15 protein-coding genes are annotated in these 17,101 nt (G+C 72.0%); 8 read left to right on the top strand and 7 right to left on the bottom strand.

Annotated features, from left to right (window positions below; all coding sequences use genetic code 11):
* Positions 1-75: 75 nt before the first annotated feature.
* From VGP36_17060 to VGP36_17045, 4 genes are read left to right on the top strand one after another with little or no spacing between them, the layout of a single operon-like run.
* Complete coding sequence (locus VGP36_17060; GenBank protein ID HEV7656426.1) at positions 76-1,248, top strand: amino acid ABC transporter substrate-binding protein; 1,173 nt, start codon at positions 76-78, stop codon at positions 1,246-1,248.
* Positions 1,249-1,252: 4 nt separating this feature from the next.
* On the top strand, positions 1,253-2,137 hold the full coding sequence (locus VGP36_17055; protein HEV7656425.1) for a branched-chain amino acid ABC transporter permease: 885 nt from the start codon (positions 1,253-1,255) through the stop codon (positions 2,135-2,137).
* On the top strand, positions 2,134-4,035 hold the full coding sequence (locus VGP36_17050; protein HEV7656424.1) for a branched-chain amino acid ABC transporter ATP-binding protein/permease: 1,902 nt from the start codon (positions 2,134-2,136) through the stop codon (positions 4,033-4,035). The genes VGP36_17055 and VGP36_17050 overlap by 4 nt, the downstream gene beginning before the upstream one ends.
* The gene (locus tag VGP36_17045; protein HEV7656423.1) at positions 4,032-4,766 is read left to right on the top strand and encodes an ABC transporter ATP-binding protein; all 735 of its coding nucleotides are present in this window, start codon (positions 4,032-4,034) and stop codon (positions 4,764-4,766) included. Before VGP36_17050 ends, VGP36_17045 begins: the two co-directional genes overlap by 4 nt.
* Before the next feature lie 5 nt (positions 4,767-4,771).
* Here VGP36_17045 and VGP36_17040 read toward each other — a convergent pair whose 3' ends face one another.
* A complete protein-coding gene (locus tag VGP36_17040) occupies positions 4,772-6,301 on the bottom strand; it encodes an NAD(P)/FAD-dependent oxidoreductase (GenBank protein ID HEV7656422.1) in 1,530 nt (509 codons plus the stop codon).
* A gap of 172 nt (positions 6,302-6,473) precedes the next feature.
* On the opposite strand from VGP36_17040, the gene VGP36_17035 reads away from it, so the two are divergent.
* Genes VGP36_17035 through VGP36_17025 form a run of 3 tightly spaced genes read left to right on the top strand, consistent with a single transcriptional unit; the run spans position 6,474 to position 10,107 of the window.
* Positions 6,474-7,415 carry an NAD(P)-dependent oxidoreductase gene (locus VGP36_17035; GenBank protein ID HEV7656421.1) on the top strand — a complete coding sequence of 314 codons (942 nt, stop codon included), beginning with the start codon at positions 6,474-6,476 and terminating at the stop codon, positions 7,413-7,415.
* Entirely contained in the window at positions 7,412-8,662 is a 1,251-nt protein-coding gene (locus VGP36_17030; protein HEV7656420.1) for a Xaa-Pro peptidase family protein, read from the top strand. The genes VGP36_17035 and VGP36_17030 overlap by 4 nt, the downstream gene beginning before the upstream one ends.
* Before the next feature lie 8 nt (positions 8,663-8,670).
* Entirely contained in the window at positions 8,671-10,107 is a 1,437-nt protein-coding gene (locus VGP36_17025) for an NAD-dependent succinate-semialdehyde dehydrogenase (GenBank protein HEV7656419.1), read from the top strand.
* 20 nt (positions 10,108-10,127) lie between these two features.
* On the opposite strand, the gene VGP36_17020 is transcribed toward VGP36_17025, so the two are convergent.
* Genes VGP36_17020 through VGP36_16995 form a run of 6 tightly spaced genes read right to left on the bottom strand, consistent with a single transcriptional unit; the run spans position 10,128 to position 15,365 of the window.
* On the bottom strand, positions 10,128-11,015 hold the full coding sequence (locus tag VGP36_17020) for a hypothetical protein (GenBank protein HEV7656418.1): 888 nt from the start codon (positions 11,013-11,015) through the stop codon (positions 10,128-10,130).
* Positions 11,012-11,632, bottom strand: coding sequence for a carboxymuconolactone decarboxylase family protein (locus tag VGP36_17015; protein HEV7656417.1), 621 nt, complete (start codon positions 11,630-11,632; stop codon positions 11,012-11,014). Before VGP36_17015 ends, VGP36_17020 begins: the two co-directional genes overlap by 4 nt.
* Entirely contained in the window at positions 11,632-13,722 is a 2,091-nt protein-coding gene (locus VGP36_17010; protein ID HEV7656416.1) for a molybdopterin cofactor-binding domain-containing protein, read from the bottom strand. Before VGP36_17010 ends, VGP36_17015 begins: the two co-directional genes overlap by 1 nt.
* Complete coding sequence (locus VGP36_17005) at positions 13,715-14,203, bottom strand: (2Fe-2S)-binding protein (protein ID HEV7656415.1); 489 nt, start codon at positions 14,201-14,203, stop codon at positions 13,715-13,717. The genes VGP36_17010 and VGP36_17005 overlap by 8 nt, the downstream gene beginning before the upstream one ends.
* Entirely contained in the window at positions 14,200-14,868 is a 669-nt protein-coding gene (locus VGP36_17000; GenBank protein HEV7656414.1) for a GntR family transcriptional regulator, read from the bottom strand. Before VGP36_17000 ends, VGP36_17005 begins: the two co-directional genes overlap by 4 nt.
* Positions 14,865-15,365: a VOC family protein gene (locus tag VGP36_16995; protein HEV7656413.1), complete on the bottom strand. Its 501-nt coding sequence runs from the start codon at positions 15,363-15,365 to the stop codon at positions 14,865-14,867. Before VGP36_16995 ends, VGP36_17000 begins: the two co-directional genes overlap by 4 nt.
* Positions 15,366-15,493: 128 nt before the next feature.
* Here VGP36_16995 and VGP36_16990 point away from each other — a divergent pair.
* Positions 15,494-17,101: thiamine pyrophosphate-dependent enzyme (locus VGP36_16990; GenBank protein ID HEV7656412.1), on the top strand; the 1,608-nt coding region annotated here is incomplete at its 3' end.

The following is a 17,101-nucleotide window of genomic DNA, read 5'->3' as shown; positions in this document are numbered from 1 at the left end:
CGCGCTCATCCGTCCCCTGTCCCCGGCTCGCGCCGTCGCGTGCTCGGCGCCGTCGCGCTCGCGATGGTGGCCGCCGTGGGCTTGTCCGCCTGCGGCTCCCGCCCGTCCGAGCAGGCCACGACCTCGACCGAACCACTGGTCATCGGCATCTCGCTGCCGCTGACCGGGGACTTCTCCCAGCCGGGCGGCGAGGCCCGGCGCGGCTACGAGGTCTGGCAGAAGCAGGTCAACGCCAAGGGCGGCCTGCTCGGCCGGCAGATCCAGCTCAAGATCGTGGACGACGCCAGCAACCAGGACACCGTGGTCACCGACTACACGAAGCTCATCACCCAGGACAAGGTGGACCTGCTGCTGGGAACCTTCTCCTCGCTGCTGAACTACCCGGCGTCCGCGGTGGCCGAGAAGAACCAGATGGTCTTCGTCGAGCCCGCCGGCGGTGCGCCGAACATGTTCGCCCGCGGCTTCAAGAACCTGTTCTTCGCCCAGCCCGCGACGGCGCCCCACCAGGCCGACGTGTTCGTCAACTACATCAAGACGCTGCCGGCCGACCAGCGGCCGAAGACCGCGGCGTACCCGACCCAGGACGACCCGTTCGCGACGCCGGTGATCTCCTCGATGCAGAAGCAGCTGGAGGCGCTGGGGGTCAAGACGCTCTACACCCAGACGTACCCGGCCGACACGACGAACTTCCAGTCGATCGCCAGCCAGCTGGCCAGCAAGAAGCCCGACCTCATCGCCCAGGGCGCGGTGTTCGAGGACGGCGTCGGCCTGGTCCGGTCGCTGAAGCAGCTCAACTACTCGCCGAAGATGCTGTTCCAGACCTCGGCCCCCAGCAACGCCGGCCAGTACAGCGACGGCATCGGGGCGGCCAACACCGAGGGCGTCTTCTACACGGTCAGCTGGAACCAGGACGCGAAGACGCCGCAGAACCCGGACTTCGTCGCGGACTACAAGACCGCGTACAAGAACGCCGACCCGGCCGAGGACGCCGCCGACGCCTTCGCCGCGGCGCAGGTGCTGCAGGCGGCGGTCACCGCGGTCGGATCCATCGACCAGGCCAAGATCCGGGACTGGCTGCACTCCAACACGGTGCAGACGATCCTCGGCCCGCTGAGCTGGAGCCAGACCGGCGAGCCGCAGGGCCAGTTCCTGCTGGCGCAGTGGCAGTCCGGCAAGGTCCAGGTGGTGGCGCCGAGCGAGGCCGCGACCACCCAGTCGGTCGTCAACCCCAAGCCCGACTGGAAGTGAGCCCATGGCGCAGCTGATCCAGGCCCTGGTCCTCGGCCTTCTCATCGGGGGCGTCTACGCCCTCATGGCCTCGGGACTGACCCTCATCTTCGGCGTCATGCAGATCATCAACATCGCCCAGGGCGCGTTCCTCATCCTGGTCGCGACGTTCACCTGGTGGCTCTGGCGGGAGACCGGCATCGACCCGATCCTCGCCTCGGTCATCACGACGCCGCTGATGTTCGGCCTGGGTTGGCTGCTCTACCGGCTCGTGGTCTCCCGCATCAAGGGCCAGTCGCCCTCGATGTCGGTGCTGCTGACGTTCGGGATCGCCCTCGTCATCGAGGGCGTCCTGAACGTGGTGGCCGGCAACAAGTTCAAGTCGGCCACCCCGTCGTACTTCGAGGAGTCCTTCACCGTCGGCTCGATCCACCTGCCCAAGCCGCAGGTGTACGGGTTCCTGGCCGCGCTGGTCGTGCTGGCCGGGCTCTATCTCGTCCTCACCCGGACCTGGACCGGGCGGGCCATCCGGGCGGTCTCGCAGAACCCCTCGGCCGCGGCCCTGGTCGGCGTCAGCGCGGCCGGCACGGCGGCGCTGGCGTTCGCCCTCGGCAGCGCCAGCGCCGGGGTCGGCGGCTCGATCCTCTCGGTGCTGTACCCGTTCTTCCCCGCGTCGCACTACGACTGGATCTCCCGGCTGCTCGGGATCGTCGTGCTGGGCGGGATGGGCAGCCTGCCCGGCGCGATGGTGGGCGCGCTGATCCTCGGCCTGGCCGAGACGCTCACCGCCACGTACGGGTCGCTGCGCTGGTCGACGCTGGTCTTCTACCTGGTGATCATGGTGGTGCTGCTGGCCCGGCCGCAGGGCCTGTTCGGAGCCCGGCTGCGTGAGGACGGAGTGGCGGCATGAGCCCGCGGCTGCCGGGATTCCTCGGCCGCATGCCGCGCTCCCGGCTCGCGGCCGGCATCGTGCTGCTGGCCGCGCTGCTCTACCCGGTCCTCAACCCGTGGAGCCCGTACACGCAGGGCGTCGCGCTGATGATGTTCCTGCTCGCCATCCAGGCCTCGAGCTGGAACATCATCTCCGGGTACGCCGGCTACACCTCCCTGGGACACAGCATGTTCCTGGGACTGGGCTCGTACACGACCGCGATCGTGGCGTTGCACACCGGCGTCAATCCACTGTGGATCGCCCCGCTGGGCGGGGTGACCGCGGTCGTGATCGCGATCGTGGCCGGCTGGGTGGTGCTGCGGACCCGCGGGCACGCGTTCGTCATCATCACGATCGCGCTGCTGCTCGCGGCCCAGATCCTCGCGGTGAACCTGCGCGGGCTGACCAAGGGCTCGGACGGGATCACGCTGGAGCTGCCCTTCTGGGGCAAGGACTTCCAGAACATCCCCTTCTACTACGCGTTCCTGCTGGTGCTCGTGCTCACCGTGTTGTTCAGCGCCTGGATCCGGCGGACCAAGTTCGGCACCGGGCTGGTCGCGATCCGCGAGGACGAGGGCAAGGCGGCCGCGATCGGGGTGGACACCACCCGCTTCAAGATCGTGGCCTACGCGGCCAGCTCGTTCTTCATCGGCGTCGCCGGCGGCGTCTACGCGTACTTCCTCACGTTTCTCAACCCGGTCGGGGCGTTCGCGATCCTCGGCTCGGTGATGATCGTGCTGTCCGCGCTCGTCGGCGGCCGCGGCACCCTGTACGGACCGGTGGTCGGCGCGTTCATCGTCCAGCTGCTCAACGAGGAGGCCACCGTCTTCGGCGGCGGCTCCGGCACCCGGGTGCTGCTGATGGGCCTGGTGCTGGTGGCGGTCGTGCTGTTCATGCCGGCCGGGTTGCTGCCGACCGTGCAGAAGGCCTGGCGCAAGCGGCATCCCGAGGACGTCGAGTTCACCGACCAGACCGGGGCGCTGAGCCGCACCGGCGGGGCCATCACCCGCGACCGCGCGCTGGCCGAGCTGTCCACCGCCGCGGCCGGCGACCAGCTGGTGGCGGGCGAGCCGCTGCTGGAGCTCAAGGGCGTGAGCAAGGCGTTCGGCGGCCTGATCGCGGTGGACAACGCCGACCTGACCGTCCGGAAAGGAACGATCACCGCGCTGATCGGGCCGAACGGCTCCGGCAAGACCACGCTGTTCAACCTCGTCACCGGCGGCATGCAGGCCGACGCGGGCGAGGTCTGGTTCGAGGGGCGCCGGATCGACAGGCTGCCGCCCTGGAAGCGCGGCCATCTCGGGCTCGGCCGGACCTTCCAGACCACCCGGCTGTTCAACGAGATGACCGTCCTGCAGAACGTCGTCGCGCCGGTGCCGGACGGCCACTGGAAGACGATGTTCGCCGACGCGGTCAGCGGCGACGAGGCCGACCGGGCCCGCGAGCTGCTCGACGTCGTGGGCCTGCGCCGGCTCGCCGGCCAGCGCGCCGGAGACCTGTCCTACGGCCAGCAGAAGCTGGTCGAGCTGGCCCAGGTGCTCATGCTGGAGCCGAAGCTGATCCTGCTCGACGAGCCCGCCGGCGGCGTGAACCCGAGCCTGCTCGGCCGGCTGACGGAGGTCATCCGGGAGCTCAACGCCCGTGGCATCTCCTTCCTCGTAGTCGAGCACAACATCCCGATGGTGCTGGAACTCTGCGACCCGGTCGTGGTGTTCTCCCGCGGCCGTCCGATCGCCGAGGGCGAGCCGCAGGAGATCCGCAACGACCCGATCGTGCTCGACGCCTACCTGGGCGACGACTGGCGGCCGCCCGCGGCCACCGAGTCGGAGCCGGAGCTGACCACGACCTCCAGGACCTCCACGACGGAGCGGGGATGACCATGCTGCTGTCGCTGTCCGGGGTGACCGCCGGCTACGGCGGTGGAAACGTGCTGCAGGGCGTGGATCTCGGCTGCGCCGAGGGCACGGTCACCTGCATCGTCGGGCCCAACGGCGCGGGCAAGTCGACCGTGCTGCGGGTGATCAGCGGCCTGCTGCGGTGCAGCGAGGGCACGATCACGATGGCCGGTGACCGTACCGACGGGCTGGCGCCGGACGAGATCCTCCGCCGCGGCATCACCCAGGTCCCGCAGTCGCAGGCGTTGTTCCCCGCGATGACCGTCCGGGAGAACGTGCTCATGGGCGGGTTCCTGCTGCGCCGCAAGCGGCGCGTCTTGCAGGAGCGGCTGGAGCAGGTGACCGAGCGGATGCCGATCCTCAAGGAGCGCGGACACGACACCGCCGGCAACCTCTCCGGCGGGCAGCGCCGGATGGTCGAGATCGCCCGCTGCCTCATGCTCGACCCGCGGCTGATCCTGCTCGACGAACCCTCGCTGGGCCTGGACCCGCGCAGCCTGGCCGGGGTGGCCGACCTCATCCAGGAGCTCAACGCGGCCGGCACCACCGTGCTGCTGGTCGAGCAGAACGTTCGGTTGGGGCTGGGTCTGGCCACCCACGGCGTGGTCATGGAGGGCGGCAAGGTACGCCTGACCGGGACGGCGGCCGAGGTCCGGGACCATCCGGAGATGGCGACGCTGTACCTCGGCGGATCCGCGGCCGCCGCATCGTGAGCCCCTCAGCGGGGGCCCATCACCGCGGCCGGGTCGAGGTCGAGTGCCCGCAGCACGGCGCGGGCGGCGTTGCGGCCCGGCCGCCCCGACACCGACCCGCCGGGATGGCTGGTCGCGCCGGTCAGGAACAGCCCCGGCACGCCCGTCCCGTAGTCGGTCCAGCCGGGGATCACGGTTCCGTCCGGGGTGACGAACTCGCCGCCGTGGCAGGACCCGCCGAGGTTGACCGGGTTGTGCGCGGCGACGTCGACCGGCGATTCCGCCCGCAACGCCAGGATGTCGTCGGGGGACAGTCCGCCGGCGTGCATCCCGACCCGCTTCACCAGCGCCTCCGCGTACTCGTCCTTGCTCTCGTCCCAGGATCGGCCGTCGGCCCGCTCGTAGGGGGCGATGGTGAGGAGCTTGACGGTGGCGGCGCCGTCCGGGGCCCGGCTCGGGTCGACCACGGTCTGGTCGACCACCAGCAGCCAGGGGTCGCGGGCGTCCGGTTCGCCCCGGTGGAACGCGTCGAGCTGGCCGGCGATCCCCTCGACGCTGCCGTACCCGGCCGCGACGGCGGTCCGGCCGCGGTAGCGGAGGTCGCCGCGCAGCGCGGCGTGCACGGCGAACACGCTCAGCCCCGGCCGCCACGAGTCCCGGGCCCGCAGCAGGTCCTCGCTGGGCGATGCGAGCATGCCGGCCAGCGTGGCCAGGTGCGCGCCGGACACCACGGCCCGGCGCGCGATGATGCGACGACCGTCCACTGTGGTCACCTCGGCTGCCCGGCCGTCCCGCACGCCGACGGCGGCCGCCGCCGCGGAGGTCGCGACGCTGCCGCCGTGCGCCGCCAGCTGCCGGACCAGCGCCGCGGGCAGCGCGCCGGAACCGCCGATCGGGGTGGCCCAGCCGAACCGCAGCCGGCCGGCCGCGATCGAGGCCGGCAGCACGCCGGTGCCGGGCCGGCGCGGGTCCTGGATCGTCGCCAGCGCCAGCCAGAGCACGAACGAGCGCACCACCGGGTGCGCGAACCGCTGGTGGATCAGCTCCCAGGCCGAGCCCGACCGCATCGCCAGGTACTCCTCACCCCGGTCGCCCAGCGGCAGGCCGGAGTTCCAGCGGCCGTGCACCGCGGCCAGGCCGTCGTTCCACCCGGTGATGAGCTCGGTGAACGCGGCCGCGTCGGCGGCGGAGAAGCGGGCCAGCTCGTCCGCGGTGGCGGCCAGGTCGCGCGACATGACCAGCAGGTCGCCGTCCTCCTGCGGCAGCACGACGGCCGGGTCGGTCGTCTCGTACCGCAGCCCGTACTGCGACAGCAGGCCGAGCTCGTCGTCGGCCAGCAGCGGGTTGCTCTGGATGAGCACGTGCGCGCTGGAGCAGGAGTCGTGCGCGAAGCCCGGCAGGGTCAGCTGCTCGGTGACGGTGTTGCCGCCGACGATCTCCCTGGCCTCCAGCACGCAGACCTCGAGCCCGGCCGCGGCCAGGTACGCCGCGCAGACGAGGCCGTTGTGCCCGGCCCCGATCACGACCACGTCGGCGGACTCCGGCAGCGGCGCCATGATGCCTCCCACATTTTAGGTTTCCTGGTCGTTTCGCCGGTCGGCGGCTTGGGCTGCACTCGTTTGCAGAAGGATGCCGGACAGCCCGACAGGATCACAAGACAGGATCCTTGACACTCTTCAGAACGATCCCGAACACTGACCTGGCAATCGATTGCAGGAGGGCGACGACATGAGCGATCCGGACCTCTCGGTCGGATGGATCGGCGCGGGGCGGATGGGCGCCGCGATGGCCGTCCGGCTGGCCCGCGCGGGCGTCAAGCCCACGGTGTGGAACCGCACCCGGTCCAAGGCCGAGGCGATCGCGTCCGAGGGCTGCGGGGTCGCCGACACCATCGCGGACCTGCGCGACCGCGACGTCGTCTTCACGATGGTCTCGACCCCGGCCGACCTGGAGGAGGTCCTGCTGGGCGAGGGCGGCCTGCTGACCGATCCGCAGCACCTGCCCGGCGCCGTGGTCGACTGCTCGACCGTCTCGATCGAGTCCTCCGAGGCGATCCGGGAGGCGTGCAGCGCGGCCGGCGTCGACTTCCTGGCCGCCCCGGTCAGCGGCAACGCCAAGGTCGTCGCCTCCGGCAACCTGACCCTGGTCGTCTCCGGTCCGAGGGCGACGTACGACAAGGTCGCCCCTCTCCTGGACCACATCGGCAAGTCCGTGACGTACGTGGGGGAGGGCGACCTCGCCCGGCTGGCGAAGATCTGTCACAACCTCATGCTCGGCGTGGTGGCCCAGACGATGGCCGAGATCACCGTGCTGGCCGAGAAGGGCGGCATGCCCCGGGCCGCGTTCCTGGAATTCCTCAACGACAGCGTGCTGGGCTCGGCCTTCACCCGCTACAAGTCCCCGGCGTACGTGCACCTGGACTACACGCCGACGTTCACGCCGGTGCTGCTGCGCAAGGACTTCGACCTCGGGCTCGCGGCCGCACGGAAGCTGGACGTGCCGATGCCGGTGGCGGCCGCGACCGCGCAGCTGGTGCAGGCGCTGGTGAGCGAGGGCCACGTGACCGAGGACTTCGCGGTCCTGCTGGAGCAGCAGGCCCGCGCGTCCGGCCTGGAGCTGAAGGCCGAGGAGACGCCGGTCGACGACGGCCTCGGCGGAGGCCCGAGGTGACCACCACCGACGCCCGGCCGCTGCCGGCGCCGGGGCACATGGGCGTCGACTACGAGTCGCGGGTGGACTTCGACCGGCTGCGCCAGCACCGGCTGGCCCGGGCCAAGGCGTCGCTGGAGGCCAGCGGCTGCGGCGCGTTCCTGCTCTTCGACTTCTACAACATCCGCTACACCACGCAGACGTGGATCGGCGGCGCGCTCGGCGACAAGATGACGCGGTACGCGTTGCTCACCCGCGACGGCGGTCCGACCCTCTGGGACTTCGGCTCGGCCGCCCGGCACCACAAGCTCTACTCGCCCTGGCTCGACCCGGACGACTGCCGGGCCGGGATGCTCGGCCTGCGCGGCGCGATCGCGCCGACCGCCGGGCTGATGGCGAGCGCGGTCCGCGAGATCAAGGGCATGCTCACCGACGCCGGCGTGGCCGACCAGCCGATCGGCGTGGACATCGTCGAGCCGCCGTTCCTGTTCGAGATGCAGAAGCAGGGCCTGCACGTGGTGGACGCGCAGCAGTTCCTGCTCGACGCCCGGCAGATCAAGTCCGCCGACGAGATCATGCTGCTGACCCAGGCCGCGGCCATGGTCGACGGCGTCTACCAGGACATCGTCGAGGTGCTCAAGCCCGGCATCCGGGAGAACGAGATCGTCGCGCTGGCCAACAAGCGCCTCTACGAGATGGGCTCGGACCAGGTCGAGGCGATCAACGCGGTCTCCGGCGAGCGCTGCAACCCGCACCCGCACAACTTCTCCGACCGGCTGATCCGCCCGGGCGACCAGGCGTTCTTCGACATCATCCACTCGTACAACGGATATCGGACCTGCTACTACCGGACGTTCTCGGTCGGCAGTTCGACGGCGAGCCAGCGCGACGCCTACACCAAGGCGCGGGAGTGGATGGACGCGGCGATCGCGACGGTCAAACCGGGCATCGGCACCGACGAGATCGCCGCGGTCTGGCCGGAGGCGACCGAGTTCGGCTTCGAGAGCGAGATGGCCGCGTTCGGGCTGCAGTTCGGGCACGGGCTCGGGCTCGGCCTGCACGAGCGGCCGATCATCTCCCGGCTCAACAGCATGACCGAGCCGGTGGAGCTGCAGACCGGGATGGTCTTCGCGCTGGAGACGTACTGTCCGGCCAGTGACGGCTTCTCCGCGGCCCGGATCGAGGAGGAAGTCGTGGTCACCCCGGAAGGTCCGCGCATACTCACGTTGTTCCCCGCGCAGGACCTCGTGGTCGCGAACCCGTTCTAGGAGGAACCATGGCGGACGCCCCGACCGATCTCTTTCTCGGCGGGAAGTGGGTGCCGGCGTCGACCGGCGGCCGTTTCGACGTGTACGACCCGGCCACCGGCGACGTGATCGCCAGCGTCGCCGACGGCTCGGTGCAGGACGCGCTGGCCGCGGTCGACGCCGCCGACGCCGCGGCCGCCGGCTGGGCCGCGACCGCGCCGCGGGAGCGGGCCGAGATCCTGCGCCGGGCGTTCGAGCTGATGACCGACCGCGCCGAGGACCTGGCCCGGCTGATCGCGCTGGAGAACGGCAAGGCGCTGGTCGACGCCCGCGGCGAGGTGGCGTACGCGGCCGAGTTCTTCCGCTGGTACGCGGAGGAGGCCGTCCGCGCCGCCGGCATGGTGATGACCGCGCCGTCCGGGGCGAACCGGATCGTGGTCGTGCAGCAGCCGGTGGGGATCGCGGTGCTGGTGACGCCGTGGAACTTCCCGGCCGCGATGGCCACCCGCAAGATCGGCCCGGCGCTCGCGGCCGGCTGCACCTGCATCCTCAAGCCGGCCAGCGACACCCCGCTGACCGCGCTGGCGATGGCCGCGATCCTGGCCGAGGCCGGCGTCCCGGCCGGCGTGGTCAACGTGCTGCCCTCCCGCAGCTCCGGCAAGGTCGTGTCGGCGATGCTGCACGACCCGCGGGTCCGCAAGGTCTCCTTCACCGGCTCGACCGAGGTCGGCCGGGTCCTGCTGGCCCAGGCCGCGGACCAGGTCATCAACACCTCGATGGAGCTCGGCGGCAACGCGCCGTTCGTGGTCTTCGCCGACGCCGATCTCGACGCCGCGCTGGAGGGCGCGATGGTCGCGAAGATGCGCAACGCGGGCGAGGCCTGCACGGCCGCGAACCGGTTCTACGTCGAGGCCGGCGTGGCCGAGGAGTTCTCCCGGCGGCTGGCCGAGCGGATGGCCGCGCTCGTGGTCGGTCCCGGCACGGACGAGAAGACCCAGGTCGGTCCGCTCGTCAACGAGGACTCGGTGTCCAAGGTGGACGAACTGGTGACGGCGGCGGTGTCCGAGGGCGCCGCCGCGGTGACCGGCGGGACCCGCCCGTCCGGCACCGGCTGGTACTACCCGCCGACCGTGCTGACCGGCGTGCGGCCGGCCGCGGCCATCCTGCGCGAGGAGATCTTCGGCCCGGTCGCGCCGATCGTCACGTTCACCGACGAGGCCGACGCGATCCGGATGGCCAACGACACCGAGTTCGGCCTGGTCGCCTACGTCTACACCGGCGACCTCGCCCGCGGGCTGCGGGTCAGCGAGGCGCTGGAGGCCGGGATGGTCGGGCTGAACCGCGGTCTGGTCAGCGACCCGGCCGCGCCGTTCGGCGGGGTCAAGCAGAGCGGGATCGGCCGCGAGGGCGGCCACGAGGGGATGCTCGACTACCTGGAGTCGAAGTACATCGCCGTCAGCTGGTGAGTTCTTGGTCGTTCCGCCGGTTACAGCACAGTGAGCTTCTTCCCGAGGAACTCGACGACGCCGTCGACCGCCCGCTCCTGGGTCGCGTCGACGGCATCGTCGACCGGGAAGATGTAGCCGTGCAGCGGGTGGTCGTACGACACCCACTCGGCGTCCTTGCCGGCCTCGGCGAGCACGTCGTAGCTGACCCGGAAGATGCCCTGCAGGTGGTCGTCGTCCCGGCCCATGACGAGAATCGGCGTCCGGATCGGGGCGATCCGCTCGGCCACGAGCTTCTCGTCGATGCGCGGCCGGACGTAGTCCGGCGAGTGCATCTGCATCTCCTCGATGTCCCGCAGCCCGGTGTCCGGGTTGACCGTCACGGTCGCATCCGTGTTCAGGTCCAGGAACTCGTGGTTGGCCGGCTCGCAGGCGACGCCCGCGGTGACCGCGTCCGGGAACGACGAGGCCAGCTTGAACAGCATCTCGCCGGCGTGGCTGACGCCGACGTGCCCGATCCGGTCCGGGTCGATGCCCTCCAGGCCGCGGACGTCCGCCAGGATCGCGAGCTCGTCCTCGAACTCCAGCGGCGCCCGGTTGAACAGGTCCATGCCCTGCCGGCGGTCGCGGACCAGCGGCCCGCCGGTGTGGTAGCCGAGCTCGACCTCGGACCGGTAGCGGCCCCAGGCGCAGGCGTACCCGGCCGCGAGCAGCCGCTCGGTGACGTACGGGTAGTGCGCGACCCGCTCCCGCAGCCACTCCAGCCCGCCGCCACCGTTGCCGTAGGCCAGGAACACGAACGGGAACGGGCCGTCCCCGGCCGGCCTGCGCAGCGCGTACGGCGTGTAGAGACCGTCCAGTGTGGACGCCAGCCGGTACTGCACGGGGCGGTCCGAGCCGGCCACCGGCAGCTGGGCCAGCAGGGTCACGACCTGGCCCAGTAGTCCGTGCCCGCCTTGCTCTCGGCCAGCTCCTCGGCGGTCCGGAAGCCCGGCGCCATCGAGGCGTCGGTGCCGGCCAGGTACTCGTGGTGGTCGATGCCGAGCATGCGGATCCAGCTCTGCTGGCCGAAGGTCAGCGCGATGAAGCAGCCGAGCTCGACCAGCTCCGGCTCGCTGAAGTGGTCGTGCAGCCGCGTCCAGAACGCGTCGTCGGTGTCCAGCCGCCAGGCGATCGCCTCCGCGTACGCCAGCGCGGCCTTCTGCCGGTCGTCGTACCGGTCGGAGGACTCGAAGTTGAGCAGCTCGTCGTACTGCTGCTCCACCAGGCCCGCGCTGGTCGCCTTGATCGAACGCTGGTTGCCGCAGAACTCACACTTCACCGTCCGGGACACGTAGACCCGGCAGAGCTCCTTGACCGAGTGGTCGACCACGCCGGAATGGAAGATCGCCTTCCAGGAGTCGGCGAAGGCCCAGAACGCGTTGGGGGCGTGGGCCCGGACGGCCGAGCTCTCCGGCCGGGGCGTCCCCTCCCGGGCGCAGCGGTGCATCTCCTCCTGCATCCGCTCGTCCATCTGCTCCAGCGGCACGTAGCTGATCCGGCCCATCACGGTGTCCCTTCGATCGCCTTCACGACTGCTTCGGGGGTCAGCGGCAGGTCCCGGACGCGGACGCCGACGGCGGCGGCCAGCGCGTTGGCGATGGCGCCGGCGGTCGGGCCCTGCGCGGCCTCGCCGGCGCCGACGGACGGGTTCCCGTCGGCGGGCGCGATCTCGACCGTCACCGCGGGCACCTGCGAGAAAGGCAGGATCGGGTACGACTCCCAGGTCGTGCTGGTCACCCGGCGGCGGTCGAAGCGGACCCGCTCCCGCAGCGTCCAGCTCGCGGCCTGGACCGCCCCGCCCTCGATCTGGTTCCGCACCCCGTCGGGGTTGACGACCCGGCCGACGTCGACGGCCGTCCACAGGCGACGGACCCGGACGTCGTTCTCCGCCTCGACCTCGGCCACCACCGCGCACCAGGCGCCGGTGCCCTTGTAACGGGCGTACCCGAGGCCGAGCGCGGTGCCGTCGGCCGTCCGGCGGCCCCAGCCGGCGGCCTCGGCGGCCATCGTCAGCACCCGCCGGCCGCGCTCGTCGGACAGGTGCGCCAGCCGGAAGTCCAGCGGGTCCCTGCCGGCCACGAGCGCGGCCTCGTCCAGCGCGGACTCGATCGCGAAGACGTTGAAGTAGCCGCCGAGCGAGCGCATCGCGGAGCTGCGGATGGGGGTCTCGGTGAGCCGGTGCCCGGTGATCCGGCGGTGGCGCAGGTCGTAGCCGGGCAGCGCGTTGCGGGTGCTGCCGGCGCCGCGGGCCACGGGCGGGTCGGTCGGGGCCGGGTACACCGCGGGTTCGGCCAGGGTGGTCGCGGCCAGCAGCCCCGGCACGCCCGCGTACCCCGGGCGGGCGCTGTGCCCCTGGCTCCACAGGTCGTACGTCCAGGCGGCGATGCGGCCGTCCGCGCCGACGGTGACCGCGACGTCGGCGACCATCGCCGAGGAGAACGGCGCCCAACCCAGCTCGTCCTGCCGGGTCCACTGCACCTGCACCGGGGTGCCCGGTACGGCCCGGGCCACCAGCACCGCGTCGAAAGCGGCGTCGTCGGCCGCGTTGTGGCCGTAGCATCCGGCGCCCTCGGCATGTCGCACGTGGACGGTGCCCGGGTCCAGGCCGAGCGCGGCGGCGATCGCCCGCCCCAGCGGGACGATGCCCTGGCTGTGCGACCAGACCTCGACCGGACCGTCCGGGTGCCAGATCGCGACCGCGCAGCTGGGCGCCATCGAGGCGTGCGCGACGAACGGCCGGCTGTAGCTCGCCCGGATCTCCCGCCCGCCGGCCGGGTCCGGCTCGTCGTCCTCGACCACCGGGATCGTCTCGTGCGGTCCGGCCCGCAGGAACGAGTCCAGATCGTCCTCGTCCGGCAGGGTGTCCACTTCGGACCAGACCGTGGTCCTCCACACCCGCTCGGCCGCGCGGACCACGACCGCCTCGTCCGGCCCGGCCACCGCGAGGAACGAGCCGTCCCGGACCAGGGTCACGTCGGCCGGCTCCGCCACCTCGACCAGCCGCGCCCCGCGCGAGGGCGGTCGCAGCACCCGGGCGAACCACTGGCCCGGCAGCCGCAGGTCGTGCACGTACCGGGGCCGGCCGGCGACCTTGTCCGGCAGGTCCAGCCGGGCCACGTCGGTGCCGGTGAACCTGCCCGCGATGCCCAGCGGCACGGCTGGATCGGCGGCGACGTCCAGGTCCACCCCGCCGGCCAGCTTCCCGTACGAGGTCTCCTGTCCTTCCGACCCGCCGAACCGTCCGGACTCGACGGTGATCGTGCTCGGGTCGACCCGCCATTCCCGGCCGGCCGCGAGCGTGAACAGCATCCGGACGTTGGCCGCGGCCACCCGCAGCGCCGGCCCGCAGGTCGAGATCGACATGCTGCCCGCGGTCACGCCCTCGTCCGGTCCCTCGACCGTGTCCGCCGGCCGCATCCGGACGTCGGCCAGGTCGACCCGCAGCTCGTCCGCGGCCAGCTGTGCCAGTGCGGTGAGGATGCCCTGCCCGATCTCGACCTTGCCCACCCGGACGTCGACCGTGCCGTCCGGGCCGACCCGGATCCAGCGGGACAGGATCGGGTTGGCCGCGAGGTCCTTCGGCAGGTCAGCCATCGCCGGCCCGCAGGACCGCCCGGACCATCCGCCCGTGGGCGCCGCAGCGGCAGAGGTTGCGCTCCAGCGCCCCGACGACCGCGGCCTCGTCCGGCTTCGGCGTGCGGGCCAGCAACGCCGCCCCGCTCATGATCACCCCGGTCACGCAGTACGCACACTGGGCCGCCTGCTCGTCCAGCACCGCCTGCTGCACCGGGTGCAGCGCGTCGCCGGGGGCCAGACCCTCGACGGTGACGACGGTCCTGCCCTCGACCGACCACAGTGGAGTGTCGCAGGAGGCGACCACCGCGCCGTCCACGTGCACGAAGCAGGCGCCGCAGATCCCGAGCCCGCAACCGAACCGGGCGCCCATCAGCCCGAGGTCGTTGCGCAGCACGTAGAGCAGCGGGGTGTCCGGGTCGGCCTCGACCTCGCGCCGCTCGCCGTTGACGGTCAGCGCGAACTGTGTCCGCTCGCGCTGCGAGCCCTCGCGCTCGCTCACGGCAGCCCCCCGAAGACCGCCGGGTGGTGGGAGAGCTCGATCCGGGTCCGGCGGATGTGCCCGCCGACGACCCGGCCGGCGTCGGTGGCGTCCCGGCGCTCGACCGCGTCCAGCAGCAGCCGGTGCTCGGCGTTGACCACCCACATCCGGCCCGGTCCGGACAGCTGCACGAACGCGCGCCGGTAGTGCTGGGTGGAGTTCCAGAGCCGGACCACCGTCGCGGTCAGCTGCTCGATGACGCAGCCCGCGTACGTCCCGAGGTGGAACTCGCGGTCCAGCTCCAGGAACCGTCCGATGTCGACACCGGCCTCGATCTCGTCCTGCAGCCGGCCCAGCCGGGCGATCTCGGCGTCGTCCAGGTACGGCAGGCTCTCGGTCAGCGCGAGCGGCTCGAGCTGCTCGCGCATCCGGTACATCACGTCGACCTCGTGCTGCCCCAGCCGCGGCACCCGGGCGCCCTTGTTGGCCTCGTGCTCGACCAGGCCCTCGGCCTCCAGCATCCGCAGCGCCTCGCGGACCGGGATCCGGCTGGCGCCCAGGCGCTGGGCGATCTCCTCCTGCCGGACCCGCTCGCCCGGGCCGATGCCGCCGCCGAGGATCTCGGACCGCAGGTGGTCCGCGACCCGCCGGCTGGCGGCGGGCGCGACGACGGCCTCGGCGGTCATGTCCCCGCCGCGCGGGCGTTGTCGTAGGCCTTGCCGTTCGGGTAGGACACCAGCTCGAACTGCATGCCCCACGGGGACAGGAAGTAGACCCAGCGCTGACCCTCGTTGTGGCTGCGGCTCGCGGTCGGGTGTCCGCAGACCGTCACCCCGGCCCCCTGCAGGTGCGCGACCGCCGCGTCGAGATCGTCGACGTAGAAGGCGATGTGGTGACCCCCGACGTCGCTGTTGCGCGGCGGCGCGTCCCGCCGCGACGGCGCGTCGTAGTGGAAGACCTCGAGGATCGTCTGCCCGCCGAGGCGGAAGAACCGGTTCTCCACCATCGTCGTGCGCGGGTGCACGTTGAGGTGCTCGGCCATCCAGTCGCCGTCGTCGGCGAACGGACCGAGCGAGTAGAGGTAGTCGCAGCCGAGCACGTCGACCAGGAACCGGGTCGCCTCCTCCAGGTCGGGCACGGTGAACCCGATGTGGTCCAGGCGGCGCAGCCCCGGCAGTCCCACCCCGTCCTCCTCGGTAGATGGATCCAATGAGGACTATCCCGAGACCTGAAGTCGATGTCCAGCGCCGATCAGGCTGGAAAATGGATCCGATCCATGCGACGCTCGGCGCGAGTCGGTAGGAGGTCGGGATGACGGAGCACCGCACACCCGAGCCCGGCGCACCCTGGACCGAGCTGGTCGTGACCGACGCGGACTGGGACGCGGCGGAGCCCGAGCTGCTCGGGCAGCTGTTCGGACAGCTGGTGCTCATCCGGGCCTTCGAGGAATACGTGCTGACGCTGGCCGCGGCCGGCCTGGTGCACGGGCCCGCGCACTCCAGCATCGGCCAGGAGGGCGGCGCGGTCGGCTCGGTGCTCGCGCTCACCGCCGAGGACAAGGTCAACGGCTCCCACCGCGGCCACCACCAGTTCCTTGCTAAGACGCTGGCGTACGTGGCGCCCAAGGGGTTCGACCTCGTCGAGGGCGTGCCGGACGAGGTGCGCACGGTGCTGGTGCGCACGCTGGCCGAGATCTGCGGCCTGGCCCGCGGCTACGGCAACGGCCGCGGCGGCTCGATGCACCTGCAGTGGAAGGACGCCGGGGCGATGGGCACCAACGCCATCGTGGGCGGCGGCGTCCCGCAGGCCGCCGGCTACGCGTGGTCGGCCCGGCAGGCCGGCACCGACGCGGTCGCGGTGACGTACTTCGGGGACGGCGCCGCGAACATCGGCTCCACGCTGGAGACGTTCAACCTCGCCGCGGCCTGGACCCTGCCGGTCTGCTTCTTCGTCGAGAACAACCAGTACGCGGTGTCCACCAGCGTGGCCGAGGCGACCGGTGAGCCGCGGCTGTCGGCGCGCGGGCCCGGATTCGGCATCGCCAGCTGGCGGGTGGACGGGATGGACCCGCTCGCCGTGCACCTGGCGATGCGGGAAGCGGTCGAGCACATGCGCGCCGGCCGCGGGCCGACCCTCGTCGAGGCGGACACGTACCGGTTCTTCCACCAGAACGGGCCGTTCCCCGGCAGCGCGTTCCGCTACCGCAGCAAGGAGGAGGAGGCCGCCTGGCGGGACCGCGACCCGGTCGCGCGCACCGGCGACCAGCTGGTCCGGCGCGGGCTGCTGAGCCGGGAGCGGGTGGACGCGGCGGTCGCGGCGGCCGAGCGGCTGCTGACCGAGGTCGGCGCCGAGCTGCTGGAGCCGCTGCCGGGCGGGAAACCGGGGCAGCAGCAGATCCGGCCGGCGGAGTGGCCCGACCCGTCCTTCGTGGACGTCGGCGTGCGCGGCGACCTGTCCGAGTTCGCCGCCGCCCGGTACGGCGACGACGGTGACGACGGCAAAGCCACCACCGACACCTCGTTCATCGAGGCGGTCGCGGCGGTGATGAACCGGCGGATGGCGACCGACGACCGGATCGTCGTGCTGGGCGAGGACGTGCACCGGCTCAACGGCGGCACCAACGGCGCCACCCGCGGGCTCAAGGACGCCTACCCGGACCGGGTGCTGGGGACGCCGATCAGCGAGAACGGGTTCACCGGGCTGGCCGGCGGGATCGCGCTGGACGGCCGCTACCGCCCGGTCGTCGAGTTGATGTACGCGGACTTCATGTGGGTCGCGGCCGACCAGCTGTTCAACCAGATCGGCAAGGCCCGGCACATGTTCGGCGGCACCAGCCCGGTGCCGTACGTGTTGCGCAGCAAGGTCGCCACCGGCACCGGGTACGGCTCGCAGCACTCGATGGACCCGGCCGGGATCTTC

This window comes from Mycobacteriales bacterium, assembly GCA_035995165.1.
Lineage (GTDB): Bacteria > Actinomycetota > Actinomycetes > Mycobacteriales > CADCTP01 > CADCTP01.
This window is presented reverse-complemented; position numbering and strand designations above follow the sequence as displayed.

Bases quoted from the DNA above. Each gene is read 5' to 3' on its own strand.
- VGP36_17015 (HEV7656417.1), bottom strand. From the start codon at position 11,632: ATGGGCCGGATCAGCTACGTGCCGCTGGAGCAGATGGACGAGCGGATG.
- VGP36_17000 (HEV7656414.1), bottom strand. From the start codon at position 14,868: ATGACCGCCGAGGCCGTCGTCGCGCCCGCCGCCAGCCGGCGGGTCGCG.
- VGP36_17045 (HEV7656423.1), top strand. From the start codon at position 4,032: ATGACCATGCTGCTGTCGCTGTCCGGGGTGACCGCCGGCTACGGCGGT.
- VGP36_17025 (HEV7656419.1), top strand. From the start codon at position 8,671: ATGGCGGACGCCCCGACCGATCTCTTTCTCGGCGGGAAGTGGGTGCCG.
- VGP36_17040 (HEV7656422.1), bottom strand. From the start codon at position 6,301: ATGGCGCCGCTGCCGGAGTCCGCCGACGTGGTCGTGATCGGGGCCGGG.
- VGP36_17035 (HEV7656421.1), top strand. From the start codon at position 6,474: ATGAGCGATCCGGACCTCTCGGTCGGATGGATCGGCGCGGGGCGGATG.
- VGP36_17055 (HEV7656425.1), top strand. From the start codon at position 1,253: ATGGCGCAGCTGATCCAGGCCCTGGTCCTCGGCCTTCTCATCGGGGGC.
- VGP36_17010 (HEV7656416.1), bottom strand. From the start codon at position 13,722: ATGGCTGACCTGCCGAAGGACCTCGCGGCCAACCCGATCCTGTCCCGC.
- VGP36_17050 (HEV7656424.1), top strand. From the start codon at position 2,134: ATGAGCCCGCGGCTGCCGGGATTCCTCGGCCGCATGCCGCGCTCCCGG.